Annotated in this window: 23 protein-coding genes; 1 reads left to right on the top strand and 22 read right to left on the bottom strand. The window is 45.1% G+C overall.

What is annotated here, in order from left to right; translation table 11 throughout:
- Positions 1-27 precede the first annotated feature (27 nt).
- From HV345_RS24835 to HV345_RS24770, 14 genes are all read right to left on the bottom strand, one after another.
- Complete coding sequence (locus tag HV345_RS24835) at positions 28-612, bottom strand: hypothetical protein (RefSeq protein ID WP_032951326.1); 585 nt, start codon at positions 610-612, stop codon at positions 28-30.
- Positions 613-663: 51 nt separating this feature from the next.
- Complete coding sequence (locus HV345_RS24830) at positions 664-1,104, bottom strand: hypothetical protein (RefSeq protein ID WP_223226831.1); 441 nt, start codon at positions 1,102-1,104, stop codon at positions 664-666.
- Positions 1,094-1,576, bottom strand: a complete 483-nt coding sequence (locus tag HV345_RS24825; protein WP_032951323.1) for a hypothetical protein — start codon at positions 1,574-1,576, stop codon at positions 1,094-1,096. Before HV345_RS24825 ends, HV345_RS24830 begins: the two co-directional genes overlap by 11 nt.
- Positions 1,577-1,673: 97 nt before the next feature.
- Complete coding sequence (locus tag HV345_RS24820) at positions 1,674-2,102, bottom strand: HNH endonuclease (protein WP_032951321.1); 429 nt, start codon at positions 2,100-2,102, stop codon at positions 1,674-1,676.
- 18 nt (positions 2,103-2,120) lie between these two features.
- Positions 2,121-2,723: a hypothetical protein gene (locus HV345_RS24815; RefSeq protein ID WP_223226832.1), complete on the bottom strand. Its 603-nt coding sequence runs from the start codon at positions 2,721-2,723 to the stop codon at positions 2,121-2,123.
- Positions 2,720-3,598: a hypothetical protein gene (locus tag HV345_RS24810; protein WP_009654998.1), complete on the bottom strand. Its 879-nt coding sequence runs from the start codon at positions 3,596-3,598 to the stop codon at positions 2,720-2,722. The genes HV345_RS24815 and HV345_RS24810 overlap by 4 nt, the downstream gene beginning before the upstream one ends.
- Positions 3,599-3,609: 11 nt before the next feature.
- Positions 3,610-4,593: a recombination-associated protein RdgC gene (gene rdgC, locus HV345_RS24805; protein WP_007372167.1), complete on the bottom strand. Its 984-nt coding sequence runs from the start codon at positions 4,591-4,593 to the stop codon at positions 3,610-3,612.
- Positions 4,580-4,810, bottom strand: a complete 231-nt coding sequence (locus HV345_RS24800; RefSeq protein WP_007372166.1) for a hypothetical protein — start codon at positions 4,808-4,810, stop codon at positions 4,580-4,582. Before HV345_RS24800 ends, rdgC begins: the two co-directional genes overlap by 14 nt.
- Positions 4,807-5,628 carry a Dam family site-specific DNA-(adenine-N6)-methyltransferase gene (locus HV345_RS24795; protein WP_007372165.1) on the bottom strand — a complete coding sequence of 274 codons (822 nt, stop codon included), beginning with the start codon at positions 5,626-5,628 and terminating at the stop codon, positions 4,807-4,809. The genes HV345_RS24800 and HV345_RS24795 overlap by 4 nt, the downstream gene beginning before the upstream one ends.
- Positions 5,629-5,778: 150 nt before the next feature.
- Positions 5,779-7,047 (bottom strand): DNA polymerase III subunit beta, encoded by a 1,269-nt coding sequence (gene dnaN / locus HV345_RS24790; RefSeq protein WP_223307982.1) that lies wholly within the window; start codon positions 7,045-7,047, stop codon positions 5,779-5,781.
- A gap of 87 nt (positions 7,048-7,134) precedes the next feature.
- Entirely contained in the window at positions 7,135-7,434 is a 300-nt protein-coding gene (locus HV345_RS24785) for a hypothetical protein (protein WP_009653866.1), read from the bottom strand.
- A gap of 13 nt (positions 7,435-7,447) precedes the next feature.
- Positions 7,448-7,792: a hypothetical protein gene (locus HV345_RS24780; protein ID WP_032951317.1), complete on the bottom strand. Its 345-nt coding sequence runs from the start codon at positions 7,790-7,792 to the stop codon at positions 7,448-7,450.
- Complete coding sequence (locus HV345_RS26580) at positions 7,782-8,108, bottom strand: hypothetical protein (protein ID WP_223227020.1); 327 nt, start codon at positions 8,106-8,108, stop codon at positions 7,782-7,784. The genes HV345_RS24780 and HV345_RS26580 overlap by 11 nt, the downstream gene beginning before the upstream one ends.
- A gap of 62 nt (positions 8,109-8,170) precedes the next feature.
- The gene (locus HV345_RS24770) at positions 8,171-8,584 is read right to left on the bottom strand and encodes a hypothetical protein (RefSeq protein WP_007372162.1); all 414 of its coding nucleotides are present in this window, start codon (positions 8,582-8,584) and stop codon (positions 8,171-8,173) included.
- Positions 8,585-8,717: 133 nt separating this feature from the next.
- On the opposite strand from HV345_RS24770, the gene HV345_RS24765 reads away from it, so the two are divergent.
- The gene (locus HV345_RS24765) at positions 8,718-9,065 is read left to right on the top strand and encodes a hypothetical protein (RefSeq protein WP_127649446.1); all 348 of its coding nucleotides are present in this window, start codon (positions 8,718-8,720) and stop codon (positions 9,063-9,065) included.
- A 17-nt stretch (positions 9,066-9,082) separates the two neighbouring features.
- Here the strand turns inward: HV345_RS24765 and HV345_RS24760 are convergent, their stop codons facing one another.
- The 8 genes from HV345_RS24760 to HV345_RS24725 form a co-directional block, all read right to left on the bottom strand.
- A complete protein-coding gene (locus HV345_RS24760) occupies positions 9,083-9,397 on the bottom strand; it encodes a hypothetical protein (protein WP_127649449.1) in 315 nt (104 codons plus the stop codon).
- Between the two features lie 27 nt (positions 9,398-9,424).
- Entirely contained in the window at positions 9,425-10,105 is a 681-nt protein-coding gene (locus tag HV345_RS24755) for a hypothetical protein (RefSeq protein WP_007372161.1), read from the bottom strand.
- Positions 10,106-10,382: 277 nt separating this feature from the next.
- Positions 10,383-10,736: a hypothetical protein gene (locus HV345_RS24750; RefSeq protein WP_154050669.1), complete on the bottom strand. Its 354-nt coding sequence runs from the start codon at positions 10,734-10,736 to the stop codon at positions 10,383-10,385.
- 55 nt (positions 10,737-10,791) lie between these two features.
- A complete protein-coding gene (ssb, locus tag HV345_RS24745; RefSeq protein ID WP_008786804.1) occupies positions 10,792-11,349 on the bottom strand; it encodes a single-stranded DNA-binding protein in 558 nt (185 codons plus the stop codon).
- Positions 11,350-11,671: 322 nt separating this feature from the next.
- Positions 11,672-12,202, bottom strand: coding sequence for a hypothetical protein (locus tag HV345_RS24740; RefSeq protein ID WP_007372158.1), 531 nt, complete (start codon positions 12,200-12,202; stop codon positions 11,672-11,674).
- An 82-nt stretch (positions 12,203-12,284) separates the two neighbouring features.
- Positions 12,285-12,737, bottom strand: coding sequence for a hypothetical protein (locus tag HV345_RS24735; RefSeq protein ID WP_007372157.1), 453 nt, complete (start codon positions 12,735-12,737; stop codon positions 12,285-12,287).
- A gap of 12 nt (positions 12,738-12,749) precedes the next feature.
- Positions 12,750-13,055, bottom strand: coding sequence for a hypothetical protein (locus HV345_RS24730; protein ID WP_032941601.1), 306 nt, complete (start codon positions 13,053-13,055; stop codon positions 12,750-12,752).
- Between the two features lie 5 nt (positions 13,056-13,060).
- The gene (locus tag HV345_RS24725; RefSeq protein ID WP_007372155.1) at positions 13,061-13,588 is read right to left on the bottom strand and encodes a hypothetical protein; all 528 of its coding nucleotides are present in this window, start codon (positions 13,586-13,588) and stop codon (positions 13,061-13,063) included.
- Positions 13,589-13,603 lie beyond the last annotated feature (15 nt).

Raw genomic sequence — 13,603 nt, 5'->3', positions numbered from 1 at the left:
CTATCAGATCACAGAGCCCGAAGCAGACTACTCAACGTCCTGAATTTCAGGAAGCTTCAACCCTTTCGGATAGAAGATTGTATGAACAGTCAGGTCAGCCAGGAACGTAGATTTGATAATTAATTTTATTATAGGGTTAATACTATCCCAAGAATCGGGCGAATTCCAGATAGTGGCATCACAGCTTTCAGGATACTGGTTAACTCCAGGAGCATGGCCAGCCGTGCAGCGCATTGGGTCGGTTGATTCATGCTCGCATTTAGGGCAAATATAGCGCCGCAGCTGGTGTTCACCTAGGTCTTGGTCAAAATCGTGAGGAGTTTCCCAGCAATGAACATCTTCAAGCTCAGGTAGCCTGGACGGAGTGTAAAAAGCCCACGGCACTTCCGTACCTCGCAGTACCTCAAGTGCGTGTATCACCCGCTCAGGCTCGATTTTAAGCACGTCACTGTATGCTTCTATTCGATCACGTAACAGGCTGGCCATTACAGAGATTGTATGGATATCGATACCGGCTGCTTGAGCGTCCCTTTCCAGCTGCTCAATAACGACATCAATACTTGCTGGTGGTGCAGACATAAATAACTGCGTTGCGGCTTCTTGTCGTGACATATACGAAGGTTCCTTCGGTTACCGGTGACAGTAACCGATATTTTCCCCTCGCTACAGCTGGTCACGAATTTTTTCAGCTTGTACATCGGATACCAGAACACAATCACCTGTTGCAGAATTACAAACGTAATATTTTCCGTCCTGATGCTGCTGTAATTTCAGTTTTGTACCCGTAAGTGACACTGTAACGCCACTTGCTTCAAACTGCCCTTTGTTGGTGATGAAAAAGTTGTTTTTTGCGAGGGTTCCGGCTTTCAAATCAACGCCTCTGATCACTTCACCCAGGTCCCATTCGTTCATTACTGAGCGTTGTTTATGGATCAAGGAGCCAAGACAGACAAACACCACGACACTGATTGCAGCAAGACCCATAAGGTTTTTAAACGAATGGTGGGCTTTCAGGTCAAGCGTCTTCGCTTCTACCAGCTGCTCGGACGTTAACTGGACAGCTCGATTGTTACGCGAAGGACGTTTACGTTGGTTAGCAGTCATGGTTCACCTCTGTTTGAAGGAGAGATAATTTTAAACCTGCCAGTATATAAGCGATCTGAATTGGGTGAAGCGAATCATCAATGCTCATGGCCAGTCTACCCTTCTGATTGGTATCTACGGCTTTGCTGCCTCGGTACTGGTATCCATATCTCTTCCTGGCAAGTTCCAGGCCAGCCAGCATGTACTGGACTTGCTGTAACGATAATGAATCAATTTGCAGAGACTTGAGCCTGTTTTTTTGCTGGCACAGACCAAATAACTCCCTCGACTCGAAATCGTCGGGGTAAGAGTGTAGTAACCCATCAACTGAGCAGGCATTCAACTTATCGAATTCACGTTCAATACCCTCGACCGAGAAATGTCGGTCTCGAACGGACTCGACTCTACATTTGCTGAGCTGGCCATCTGGTGTGGCTACAAATATAGTTGCGCCTTCGGTCAGGTCTCCAGTCCAGTTTGTATGATTAGTCATATACGCTCCGTAATGGGCCTACTAAACAATATTATCACGGCTGAATATTTGACGAAGCAGTGCGCGATACGCGCCATGATAATGTTAAATTAGTCGTTTATTTGATAGCACCATTTTTCTCTGAATACTGTTCAAACCAGAAAACAATGGGTTTCTCTACAATGCTTATCTGGCCGAATCTTTCTGCCGTTCTGAAATTCATACTACTCTTCCGTGCCCTTTCAACCTGTAAACTTATTTGTTTGCGGAACATTTCCAGTGAATATGTTGTTTTGAGCAGATTGCAGGGCGCACAGGCTGGGAAAAGATTTTCTAAGCAGTTGGCACTTTCATTAAACACTTCACCGGTAGCCTTAAGCTTAAATTTCCCTCTGGCCGCAGCTTGCATATCCTGGACGGATTTCCTTAGCACAGGTTCTACGTGATCAGCGTGCCAACCTTTTTCTTTCAGTACCTCGCCACAATATGCACATCGACCACCAAATTTAGCCCTCAGTACTATTCTTTGTTTTTTTGACAGAGACATAATAAATTCCTTGTGGAACTAAGAGAATCGGCCATCGTCTATTGATTCAGCGATGTTGACTGCCAGGGCGTTATCGTCCAAGCCTGACAACGTTTCATAGCGAAAGACAGGAATGTGAGTTCTTTTAAAAAGGGCAATAATGAACTCTCCTTCAGGCTGAGCGCTGATAGCATCTTCATTGATCATTGCTAGCACTAGTTCCCCGGTATGCGCATCGGAGAGAACAAAATCGAACACGAATTCATCTGCGTACTGTTGCGCCTGAAGTACGTCAACCGGGGCAACCGGTTCATCTTCGAGCTCCAGCTCTACTAAGTCCCGGGCAAGCACCTGGGGTGCGATAATGTACTGACCATTGAACACCGCACTCAAGCGCACATAAAGATCCATCAGGACTTTTGGCAATATCGAATTTTTTTTGATGAAGTACTCGCTCAACCCATCAAGTGCGGCGTTCTCGTCGGCATCGGCATTAATATCTGCCTGCTGATCATGCTCGTCCAAAGGTTGCTGAGTTTGTTGTTGTTCTCGTTTTGTTCGACTCGCGTAGATAAGTATGAAAGCTGCAAAGCACACAAATGTCAGAAATATTGCGAGAGCGATTATATATTTTAGAGTCATGGGTTCATTCCTATAGTCTGGAGATACTCAGGCTCCTTGAACTTCATATTTTCGGGTATATGCCGCATCACCTTTTTGATGTATGGTTGTTCAATTCTCTTAAGCGTATCTAATTGAGATTGATAATCCTTAGTTCTCAAATCATGCTCAGCACCCAGTTGTCCTAATAACGTCTGAAGTTTCTTTAAGGCTTTGCTGCACTGCACTTCGGCATTATCCAGCTTTTCAATATTTAACCAGGAGAGAATATCGATAACAGGATTTATAGTCAGATCGACAAACAGATCAAGCGTGTCATCTGGTAAATTTGAATCAATAGGTGATTGCCGGGCAGGCATTTCATCTGCTAATCGCTTAAGCGCACCCATAGCTCTCTTTAACGAACTACTCGCAGAGGATGTGTCTATTGCTGAAAGTATGGATATTGCTTTACTGGTAGTAACCATATCCAGAAATTCAGTTGTGGAAGCACTATTACATTCATCCTTTGCTGTTTTTAATAGTTCACGGGCATTTTCTGCAAGTTTGAGTCGTCTGCCTGACTCGTTATATTTTATCTGAGCTTCTTTCCAGCAGTTGACTAGATGCTGATAAATCTCACAATCTGGTGATTTCGAAATTTCTTCCAACGAGGACATAACTACGTATTGAAGAAAGATGCTCCTGCATTTTGGCAGCAGCAGGTTAAGATGCAATTCACATTCGTTCAGCTTTTTTCGCGCCGGTGTCTCTCTGAAGAGACCAATAAATAGCGCCCACAATGAAAACTGACGATCTCTTGTCTCTTTAACCAACTCTTTAACTGCCAGGGCTCGGGCAATGTTAGCATTTTCAACCTGGCGTGATAACTCTTGGAGTTCTGTAGCTGTAATCATCTCTCAGCCCTTTAATGGAAGGTTTTTTCTGGTTGTTTGGCTTCTGCCGCGACACCTTGTTGTTCGTCTGACGGCGTTGTGATGAGTCCTGGGCTTTCACCCCCGAGGGCTTTTATCATTGTGTCCAGAACCTCCATAACAACAGAGGTAAACAAAACGAAATCGGCATCAAATCTTTGGGCGTGATCTTCTGGCGAAATGTCATCGTTCTGTTCAATAAGTTCTTCCGTAAAGGTCAGTCGTGAAAAGATGAAATTGTCATTCAGGATGAAAAACATCTGGTTCATCCAGCCCAGTGCAACCTTTGTCACAAGCTTTCCGGCCTCGATGTGATGAGCGATCTCATCACATATCAAATCCTGGCGTTTTGTTGTAACGACCCCCCCGTTTTCGAGCACATCTTTGAGCGTGGCTTCGTCGCATAAAGCTAGGCCAGGCGGCAGACTTCCTGTTTTGACCCACTCTGTTAACGTCAGTTCTACCGGCGTTTCCAGCGTGAATGGGATAATTGGAAGTGAGCCAATAGTTTTACGTAGCAAAGCTGTTACATCATCTGCTTTTTTATGGCTGGTGGTCTCAACAAGCAGTAGACGTGATTTAGTATCCACCCAAATGTTTGTAGTGCTGTATTTGCTGAAAGCCTTTGGTATGAGCTCAGCGAGCACGGCATCGTTGACGGCCTGGATCTCCATTTTCTTTAGCCTGCGGTTTTGCTCTTTCTCCAGTTTCTGAACCCGGGTTCGCACAATTTCTTTGATGGTCGCGGGAGGAAGTATTTTCGATTCGTGCTTAACAGTCAGAAGAATGAGATTATTCGACTCATGCTTTAACAGCTCGACATCTTCACCCAATGGCGGGATCCATCCTGACCGTGCCATATCATTAGGCCCGCAGGGAGTGTATTTCAACTCACTTAACTGTTCATCCAGCTTGTCTAATTCCAGAGCTTTTTGGATGCGGTAGACTACAAGGCTTTTGGGTTTAAATTGGCTCATCGTGGCCCTCAGCTGTTGCTTGATTAATTTTAATAAGGTCAGAGACACGCTCGCGGATCACGACACACTCCCAGTAAGTTAGAGGCTTAGAGCTCAGCACTTGTTTAAACTGCGCCACGGCAATATCAGGTGCTGTCCGATATTGTTCGGCGATATCCTGACAAAATTTCTCAGTCTCTGGGTTATGCAGCTTTTCAGAACAATGGAAGCGTTTCATGCCGCAGCTCCCTTTTTCGAGTTATCCGCTAATTTGACCGCGAAGATTTCTGAAGCTTTTTTCCCATCCCCGCTGCCTTTAAATATGCTTCTCCGGGCAGTCACACCATGAATAGCGAAGGCTTGATAAAGCTCACGAATATCAGGCGCATCGTGGCATGATGCGATGACATGAACCCCGCGTTCAGGCAGCAACTGGAGCAGTTTGGTAAGCTCAATCTGCATAGCGGGTGTAAAACCGCTGGCATGGTAAGCCGTGAATCTGCCGGGATTAACATATGGTGGGTCGCAATACACCACATCACCCGGGCGGGCCATTGATAGCGTGGTCTGGAAGCTGGCGCAAAGTAAAGTTGCTGAGGACATTTTCTCAGCCATTGCGTATAACTCTGTCTCTGGGAGATAGGGGTTGGCGTAATAACCCCAGGGGACGTTAAAGATGCCTTTCCGGTTGTATCGGCATAGTCCGCGATGGCCAAACCTATTCAGATAGATAAACAGAGCAGCTTGAGTGTCACTTGCACTATCATGATTATTGAACTGGCTTCGCAGCTCATAATAGGCGTCCTCAGAACGCCCGAGACAGTAAAGGCGTTTAAGCTCAGAAAGTACCTTTTCAGGCGACTTAAAAATACTCTGGTATGTATCGATCAGGTCGCTATTAATATCGGCCAAAATGTATTCTGGGTAATTCGTATTCATCATTACAGCGCCTGAACCGCCAAAGGGCTCAATAAGCCGACCACCTTTCGGTAGTACATGCTTAAGACTTGCCATAATGTTGTGTTTGGCTCCTACCCACTTCAGAACGCTTTTCATTTCATTCTGGCTCCAGAATATTAGGACGCAGTGATCGCGACCAATGGGAGCGAGATGGCATATAGCCATCCCGTCAGGAAGCTTGTTTTAACGTTATCACGCCCATGAAATTGGCTATTTCGAAAAGGCCGACAAAACGAGAGCGTTTTGTCAGACACGGACAGGCATGATGATGTCGTAATTGTTTTTGTTTACTGAAATCAATATGCCGGTCGTTGTATCACGCAAAGCAATCTGTGCGGCTTCTCCTTCTTCCGAACACGCCCCCAGGCTTGCCAGTGATTCCAGGAGGTAATCGGCATTCATACCGATATCAACAATTGTTTCGGGCTCGCCTGCCTCTTTCGCAATGTCCATCACCTCTTTGCAACTGATTGCATTTGAGCCGGGCGACTTAAGCTGTAGGGCGTTGTCTTTGAATGACATCACACAAACACTGGTGTTGTTTGGCGAGCCCTCTTTAAGCAATGGGGTTGCGCGTTTTAGTGCGGTGGTGAGTTCAGAAGGATCAACCTTAAACAGTTCAGTATTTTTGGCTACCGTGCTGGCCACGCGCTTCCAGTCCGGGTAACGGCCATCGACAAGATTTGAAATGACTGTATGGCTTCCGAGCGTAAATGTCAGGTTACGGTTGCTGTAGTCAATTTTGAATTGACCCTGGCTACCGCTCAGGATTTTATGGAGCACGGGGAAAACCCCGTTGGGTAAAATCACACCTGCATTCGTGTTACTGATAGAGGTAGGAGCTGTCGGAGATTGAATCTCATCGCCCACGTCATCGCTGAAGTCGATATCATGAGAACTGACGGCCATACGATGTCCATCAGTGGCTACAGCAATAAATTGGCCATTATCGATACCGAGGTAGACCCCATTCATATAAAAGCGGACATCGTTCTGAGCCGCAGCGTGGCTGACACGCTTGATAATCTGACTCAGCATCTGCGTTGGAAAGTAAACGCTGTAATTATGTTCCAGCGTCTCAGCCTGAATTTCGGGTATATGGTCTAAGCAAACCGGGATGTTATAGGAGTTTTTGTCGGTGCGAATGACAAGATGGTTTTTTGCCGCATGGAAGCGGACGTTAATTTCATCTTCGCCGCGCATGTTGCGGATTAAAGAAAAGAGTTGTGTTGCAGGTACTGATACGTCCATATCACCATTGCCCCCCGATACCGTCCCTTTACTGGTAATTTGGGCAGAGTTTAAGTCAATGCCAAGGGCAGAAAGACAATCCCCACGTAACCGCAGCGTGATCATCTCCAGTACTTTCATTGCAGGAGACCGGCGAATAACCATACACGGCATTTCGATAATTTTGAGAAGTGCTTCAGCAGAAATATCAAACCCTGGAAGCTCTTTAAATGATAAGCGTCTTGCCTTTGGTTGAACTGCGTCTATTGTAGATGCGTCTGTCATTTTACTGTCTCCCATAATTATCCGTGTTAAATTAATCGTACCCCCGGTCAATCAAGTGACGAATAGCAAATTATGAAAAAATGAAGTTTATTTGTGGTGACGGCGATAACCTAATTCAAACGCGAACTGCCATTGGTATTCATTTAAAGCACATCCAAGAGATGTGATGGCCTCAACAATTTCCTTTATAATGAGGTTGCCTGAATTCAATCTGTACTCGTAGTACCAACCTATATCAAATGCGATAAGCTGGAGGCGGAAAAGATGGATCTGAGGAACGTAACCAGTAACGCCGCTAAGCGCTTTTATATAAATGAGTTCCCCTTCCATTTCTGATAGAAAAACCATGTCAAGAATATTGGACGCGAAATTCGTCATGGTGAACATAAATTGAGCCTCTTTATTGAGCCTCGCGTAACACATCGGATGCCTTAAAGTAGCCGAGTCGGTGCATCATTTTATTGATCTGACCTACTTTGCCATCAGACCCTTCATACTTACTCAACCGGTGAAGTAAGATACGCATGGACATCAACACACTGTCTGATGCGTTATCACCACGGGTAAGTAGTTTATCAGTACTATCTGAGTATGACCCCGTAAGTGCCGCGCTCACCAAATCACCGGCAATAGCATCCGGGTGGCACAATGCCATCAAACCGATAATCAATGCCTGCCGATTAAGTTCCGTTTCTGTCAGGCCTGTTTTTGAAGTGAGTTCTGCTAGTAAATTATCAGTGCTCATTATCATGCTCCTTTTGCTTATGTTCTCCCGGTTGAATGGCGGAAGAGTCTTTACTACTGCGTGAAAATACATCCGCGACCAGAAATTTAGCTTTCTCTGAAGGACTCATAAATTTCCAGAGTTCATCAGGATATTCATCGTCATGCTTTTCAGATTTTTTCAATCGGGAGATTCCTTTTAATTTTGCAGCCATGCGGCTCCGTCCATACGGACGGATTGGCATTGTAAAATTTTGCTGCGAACTATCAATCAGACCAGTAAAGTGACGACCCATATAAATACCTCTAAGTGCAGTAGTTATTTTTTCCCGATTCAAAGCTCCGCCTTTAACGTCATACTACGGGATAGCATTACTGCAACGAAATATTCAGGGATTGTTTACGGCGTTTTGAAGGTGTTATCCATTACCGTTTTACTTCTCGCTACCCAGTCGTTTGCATCACTGCAATTGATGTTTGACGCTACGACCTGACGGGCGGATGTATAGATTGGACTTGCATAACCACCATTCCCGGCAACTACCAGACGGATACTGTTGAGATATGCGTAAACAGGATCCTGTAGGATTGTAGAATCGATGGATGCCTGCTGTTTACAGCTATCGCTACGCATCTTTACTACATCAGTTGCGACCATGACGCATTCAGGACATTCATTTTTAAGCTGAATGAACTGAGTTGGTGTCTGCCCCGCTGCCGGACTTCCATCTGCTCTAAGAGGAATATTGGCTTCAGCAATATTGATGCAGAAAGTCGATCCCGCAATTAGCGCCAGCAATAATTTCGTTTTCATATAACCTCGCCTTATTTAATTCAGATTTATCGAACTGAGCTTACTGCTTTAAGTGGTGAGTAAGAAAAAAAAAGGGTGACAAAACGGGGGGTGTTTTTTAACCTTAATCATATCCCATATGATTAGGTTGATTATGAACAATGCCAATATGCAGGGAGATGGTACTGAACATCGCCTGGAGCGCTTTTCCCGTATTCAGAAGGATGCGTTGGTACTTCTTCTTTTGTGCAAAGAAAAAGGCACTGCGATAGTGCCATTCACCAGGTTGCTGGGGTTTATTAACTCTGTTCCAGACAGCCAGGATGTAGCTGAGCCCAACCTACGTAAGTCACTCAAAACATTGCAGCAAAATGGCTATGTATGGAAGTACCGGAACAAAAACGATCTTACAGTTTCATTTGAGTTAACTTCATCAGGAGAACTCCAGGCAACTTCATTTCGGGTGCGAAGATTAGAGGCATGGGGCCAGGCAGACGAGTAAAACTCGTCTGCTGGTGGTTACACAGAAAGATACTTTTTACTGATAGTTAAAGCGCTGCGTCGTTTTAATGCAAATGGACGATTATCAGAAAGTCTGGAAGCATTACCGGCGCGAATGAATATGCGTTTCATCCTGCGGTCAAAATGTTCTTCTGACCAGCCGAAGGGATACGTACCCTTAATACCATCTATTGGCCCGGCAAGAATGCGAGCGGTTTCGCTACGAAGAGTACTTCCCCTTAAACCAAATGAGCTAAGTTTATTTCTTATCAGACTTACAGAAAATTTCCTGGGTTTTAAAACACCCTTAATACAGTACAGATGTTTACTCATAGCATTACCCTTTTATTATGGGAACGATTAGCTGCGCTGCATAAAGTCGATGGATTGGCGTTTGTTTTCTTCGATTATCTTCATTGCCTCTTCAAGCCATCCAGCATCTTCACCCCGGCTGGTTAGCTCTTTGTGCTTTAGTTTGAGTGCAAATACTGCGTCATCAGCACCGGCAGTAAACAATTCTTGTCTGACTTGTTGTGTGCTGGTTGTACCATTTATAACACCAACCATATAATTCACGATATCAATAACTTGGGGGAGTAAATCTGGATCCTCATGATTAATCTCCTCGATACTGACAAACGGCAGTAACCGGTCAATCAGCATATGGGCTAGGTTGGTGATATTCAGCAGGAATAGGTTATCGTTCTCGGTGTCGCTTTTGCTTTTTACTTCTGATGCGGTAAACGACTGAACCCGGCGATTGTATTCGCACTGCCACTCCTTACAGGCACTGATCATCCAGTTCTGTATCTCTTCATCAGAAGCGTTGGATGATGGAATGTCCATCGCAGCAGGGAGAACTTGATCCCATGGGTAAACATGAGAATCAATCATCACGCCTTCCGCGTTACGCATTAACTCAGATAAAGCCACTATGATGCGGCGCATCAGATGGTTTTCAGTGAGGAGAGTAAACTCTTGTTTCGATGCACCAACGAGCTCGACGTTGAGTCCTGTCAGCGAGTCGTTAGTGTTTGGCATAGTAACAGGCCTCCTGCCCTAAAAGATGATTATGAACCAGTCCGTGGTCGCAGGGTTTAGTAGTGCCAGTCAGCGTATCCGATTTTACGCTTTCGTCTTGATCACCAGTGTTCACTGAGGGTAGTAAAGTTTTGACGACGTTTTTCATAAAGACCTTATACTGTCATGACAGTCGTATGTAATTTTAGATAAGTTCTATAAGACATCTCAAAAAATAATGGTAATCCGCGAGCAGATTACCATTCAGGCATTCATCAATCATAATATGCTACGGTTATTATTTTATAATACCGCACTGCTTTGCTATCTCGATAACATCGCCATTTTTTATGATGATACCCAGAGTTTGCGCATCCTCAATGTGTCTAGTGGCGCATCCACCGACAGCTTTAACCTGCTCGATGAGACGGTCTGAGGCAGCAGCAGTATACGCCAGTGTACTGTCTGGAGTGTTGAGACTGAACAGATAAAAGCCTGAGACAATTCCCAAAATTACCAGTAGTCCACTTCTGAGTATCGCCGAAAAAAGGGCCGCAACGCAAATTGCACCACCGGCATAAATAGCAGCCTGGCCATATGACATAGACCCATTTTCCAGTATCGTCTGGAGTGCGTTATTGAATTCATTCACGGCAATAATTCCCCATTAGTTATGATACAAATTAAAACAGATATGCTGCTAATCATTAAAAGGCTATCTCAGTTCCATAAGCACCAGTGCTTCCTGGAACTTCATCCTGATTTCCCAAATAATAATTTTCCATTGTTGGGGGCGAGTTGCGTGGTGTTGCTGGCCTCGCGTTCGTGTTTTGTGGCCTGCGGCTATAACTGGTATTCTGCCGGTGATCCTGCCCACGGTTCTGCTGGAGGTGACGACTCACCAGTTTATTACCGCCTACATTGACTTTGCGAAGAACATGCCCCTTCACGGGGTTGACAAGTACGTCCATAAAGAAGCGTTCTTTACCATCCTCCTTGATTAGGCGGGTACGCAATTGGGCCTCCAGGTACACTCCTGTCCCGACATGAAGATGATTGCGGGCCACATCAGCAAATTGACCAAGCAAAATGATCTGATAGTGTTCTTCCGTAATTTTCTCCAGACCAGATTTATCCTCCATTGAGGACTCAGATGTTGTTACATAAATCTTTGCGTAGATGCCGTGGGTAGGGTGTTGTCGGATTTCAGGCTCACGGCCTACAGTACCTTCGATAATTACTTTGCTATAGCCACGATTAGTCATACACCCTCCCCAGCTCTGTATCGGATGACATTATTATCAGCCTGTCCGGTCTGGTGACGAATGGTAATTCGTTAAATAATTGCACTGCACATCCATAAAAATAGTCAGGATATTAAGTTTGTGGTGAGAAGGACGGCACATCAGACAAAAAAAATCCCGGCCAGGCCGGGAAAGGTGATCTTTATGCCAGCGTACTCGCCAGCGTTCTCTTTGTTATGTCCCCATACTAAACATGTATGGCCCAGAGTGAAACAATTTTTGAAACCTGCAATGAAAATACATTGTGTTTCCATTTTGTTTACCTGAAAAGAGACGAAATGTATTATTGCTTGAGATGCCTTTTTGCCATACGTTTTAGGGTTTGGAGTATTGTTTGGTAAGCAGCGAGTTCATTTTTGTACTCAGCAATCTCCGTCTCATTCTTAACATAGTCGTTTTCAAGCTTAGCTATAGTATCAGTGTATTCTTGCATACTCTGTTCAACTTTTTTTGTTGCTGTACGAAACGCAGCGCTTTTAGTCGTTCTGATACCAACGGGGAATGTTTTCCCGATTTCCACGTCATGTTTATAGAAACTGCTGATGCTTGTATTCCAGACGCTTGGCTTTTTGTCGCTAGGCCGAATTTTGATAAATGTGATTCCAGGGATTTTATCCACAAGAAAAACAGTTTTTTCACTGCCTTCTGCCGCATTCTTTTTCATTCGAATTGTTTTTACGCCAACTTCTATTAATTCGACGCTGGTTTTTATTTTCGACGGGTTGTCTACGTCCATATCAATAAATACCCGCCAGCATGACTGGCCCTCTTTTATCGATGAAGGACACGCTTGTGGAAAATGGTCTTTGTACATGGTAAACCCCAACAACCTGAAATATGTAGGATAAAGATTAAGGGCATTTATGCTGCTTACGAAATTCGGGGCGACTCACTAATCACAGGGTGCGCTGGATTGACTCTGCGGCCTGTTGCCTTAGTGCGTTGCTGATACCAATTGCTTCAGCGAGATAAGCAAGATTATCCACCAGCACACATCGTGTCCCGGAACTGAGATCTCCAGTTACTCCCCAGCGGAGCATTTCACCAGGAGCCGGTTCATAATTATCCAGTTCACACTCAGGAAGGTCTACTGGCTCTCCCAGATAATCAATTAAGACCGGCCTGATATCGCTATATTCGGCATCAATACCAAGTGGCAGATCTTTCCTGACATATTGCCTCAGAACAAATAAATCCCTTTCGCTACATTGAGGGAAAATTCCAACCGGCAAGTTTGTGATAAGAATAGCTGCACCTTTTGAATCGCCAATTTCCTGAACGAGTTTTGCGGCGCACCAGACCGCCCCCTTCAGGAACTCCAGATTTTCATGCGATTGCTGTAATGACATATGACCTCTTTCTTATTGTCTGGCCCGCTTAAATCCATCGTTGCCATATGATTTAAAATACTCAGTAAACCCCTTATCGCTTTCACGAGTGTCGGCTGCGGCTTTCGAATTTGCCTCTTGCATGTCTCTTTCGCCTTTTTCCTGGCTGAGTTTCATGAAAGTCTTAATGTTATCGTCATTAGGGTCAGCCAGTACTTTCTGATAAGCCTTCTGGTAGCGCTCATCCAGGCTTAACCCTATTCCGAGACTCTGGCATCCGCTAATGCCGGTTATGAAAGCAATGATCAGAAACTTTCGTAGGTACGCACATTTCATCATTACTCCTACCGGGATGACCCGAGCATTTTGTTCCAGGCCGTAATCAGTGACTGAATCCCAGAAGTGGGCACAGGAGCAACCCATTTACAGCAGCTGAACCACAGGCGGTTAAACCGGTGAGGCATTTTCGTGATGTAGTTTTCCTTATACTCAAAGTTGTATTTATCACCAACGATGCGCGGAACTTCTTTGCAGAACGGACAGCGTTGAGCACCCGCGCTCATTTCAGGAACGATGATGAACTCGGTTTCCCCCAGCGTATCTGGATCCCACGGTTCGCGTTCACGCCAGCATGTGCCTTCTGGGAGCACGATATTCTCGTCGCATACGATGTATTCAAAGGTGGGAAATAACAGTTGATGAACACCGTGTTTACGCCAGCGCACTAACGCCAGAAACTCAATATGTTCTGAGCTATCGGCTTCCCGGGGAACAATAAAACGGTATACACCTGCTTTAGTCGGTAACCCTTCGCCCCGGATGCCAACTGGAGTCCAGCTTGGTTCTGTTGAGATACGGCGTAGTGCAGTCATAGTTACTCCCATTAA

The sequence above is a fragment of the Citrobacter sp. RHBSTW-00986 genome, from assembly GCF_013783065.1.
Taxonomy (GTDB): domain Bacteria; phylum Pseudomonadota; class Gammaproteobacteria; order Enterobacterales; family Enterobacteriaceae; genus Citrobacter; species Citrobacter braakii.
The sequence above is the reverse complement of the archived record's forward strand: the minus strand, read 5'-3'. Positions and strand labels throughout refer to the sequence as shown.

What these genes read in the sequence shown, in the direction of transcription:
- HV345_RS24835 (WP_032951326.1), bottom strand. Translation starts at nt 612, where the DNA reads ATGTCACGACAAGAAGCCGCAACGCAGTTATTTATGTCTGCACCACCA.
- HV345_RS24830 (WP_223226831.1), bottom strand. Translation starts at nt 1,104, where the DNA reads ATGACTGCTAACCAACGTAAACGTCCTTCGCGTAACAATCGAGCTGTC.
- HV345_RS24825 (WP_032951323.1), bottom strand. Translation starts at nt 1,576, where the DNA reads ATGACTAATCATACAAACTGGACTGGAGACCTGACCGAAGGCGCAACT.
- HV345_RS24820 (WP_032951321.1), bottom strand. Translation starts at nt 2,102, where the DNA reads ATGTCTCTGTCAAAAAAACAAAGAATAGTACTGAGGGCTAAATTTGGT.
- HV345_RS24815 (WP_223226832.1), bottom strand. Translation starts at nt 2,723, where the DNA reads ATGACTCTAAAATATATAATCGCTCTCGCAATATTTCTGACATTTGTG.
- HV345_RS24810 (WP_009654998.1), bottom strand. Translation starts at nt 3,598, where the DNA reads ATGATTACAGCTACAGAACTCCAAGAGTTATCACGCCAGGTTGAAAAT.
- rdgC (WP_007372167.1), bottom strand. Translation starts at nt 4,593, where the DNA reads ATGAGCCAATTTAAACCCAAAAGCCTTGTAGTCTACCGCATCCAAAAA.
- HV345_RS24800 (WP_007372166.1), bottom strand. Translation starts at nt 4,810, where the DNA reads ATGAAACGCTTCCATTGTTCTGAAAAGCTGCATAACCCAGAGACTGAG.
- HV345_RS24795 (WP_007372165.1), bottom strand. Translation starts at nt 5,628, where the DNA reads ATGAAAAGCGTTCTGAAGTGGGTAGGAGCCAAACACAACATTATGGCA.
- dnaN (WP_223307982.1), bottom strand. Translation starts at nt 7,047, where the DNA reads ATGACAGACGCATCTACAATAGACGCAGTTCAACCAAAGGCAAGACGC.
- HV345_RS24785 (WP_009653866.1), bottom strand. Translation starts at nt 7,434, where the DNA reads ATGTTCACCATGACGAATTTCGCGTCCAATATTCTTGACATGGTTTTT.
- HV345_RS24780 (WP_032951317.1), bottom strand. Translation starts at nt 7,792, where the DNA reads ATGAGCACTGATAATTTACTAGCAGAACTCACTTCAAAAACAGGCCTG.
- HV345_RS24770 (WP_007372162.1), bottom strand. Translation starts at nt 8,584, where the DNA reads ATGAAAACGAAATTATTGCTGGCGCTAATTGCGGGATCGACTTTCTGC.
- HV345_RS24765 (WP_127649446.1), top strand. Translation starts at nt 8,718, where the DNA reads ATGAACAATGCCAATATGCAGGGAGATGGTACTGAACATCGCCTGGAG.
- HV345_RS24760 (WP_127649449.1), bottom strand. Translation starts at nt 9,397, where the DNA reads ATGAGTAAACATCTGTACTGTATTAAGGGTGTTTTAAAACCCAGGAAA.
- HV345_RS24755 (WP_007372161.1), bottom strand. Translation starts at nt 10,105, where the DNA reads ATGCCAAACACTAACGACTCGCTGACAGGACTCAACGTCGAGCTCGTT.
- ssb (WP_008786804.1), bottom strand. Translation starts at nt 11,349, where the DNA reads ATGACTAATCGTGGCTATAGCAAAGTAATTATCGAAGGTACTGTAGGC.
- HV345_RS24740 (WP_007372158.1), bottom strand. Translation starts at nt 12,202, where the DNA reads ATGTACAAAGACCATTTTCCACAAGCGTGTCCTTCATCGATAAAAGAG.
- HV345_RS24735 (WP_007372157.1), bottom strand. Translation starts at nt 12,737, where the DNA reads ATGTCATTACAGCAATCGCATGAAAATCTGGAGTTCCTGAAGGGGGCG.
- HV345_RS24730 (WP_032941601.1), bottom strand. Translation starts at nt 13,055, where the DNA reads ATGATGAAATGTGCGTACCTACGAAAGTTTCTGATCATTGCTTTCATA.
- HV345_RS24725 (WP_007372155.1), bottom strand. Translation starts at nt 13,588, where the DNA reads ATGACTGCACTACGCCGTATCTCAACAGAACCAAGCTGGACTCCAGTT.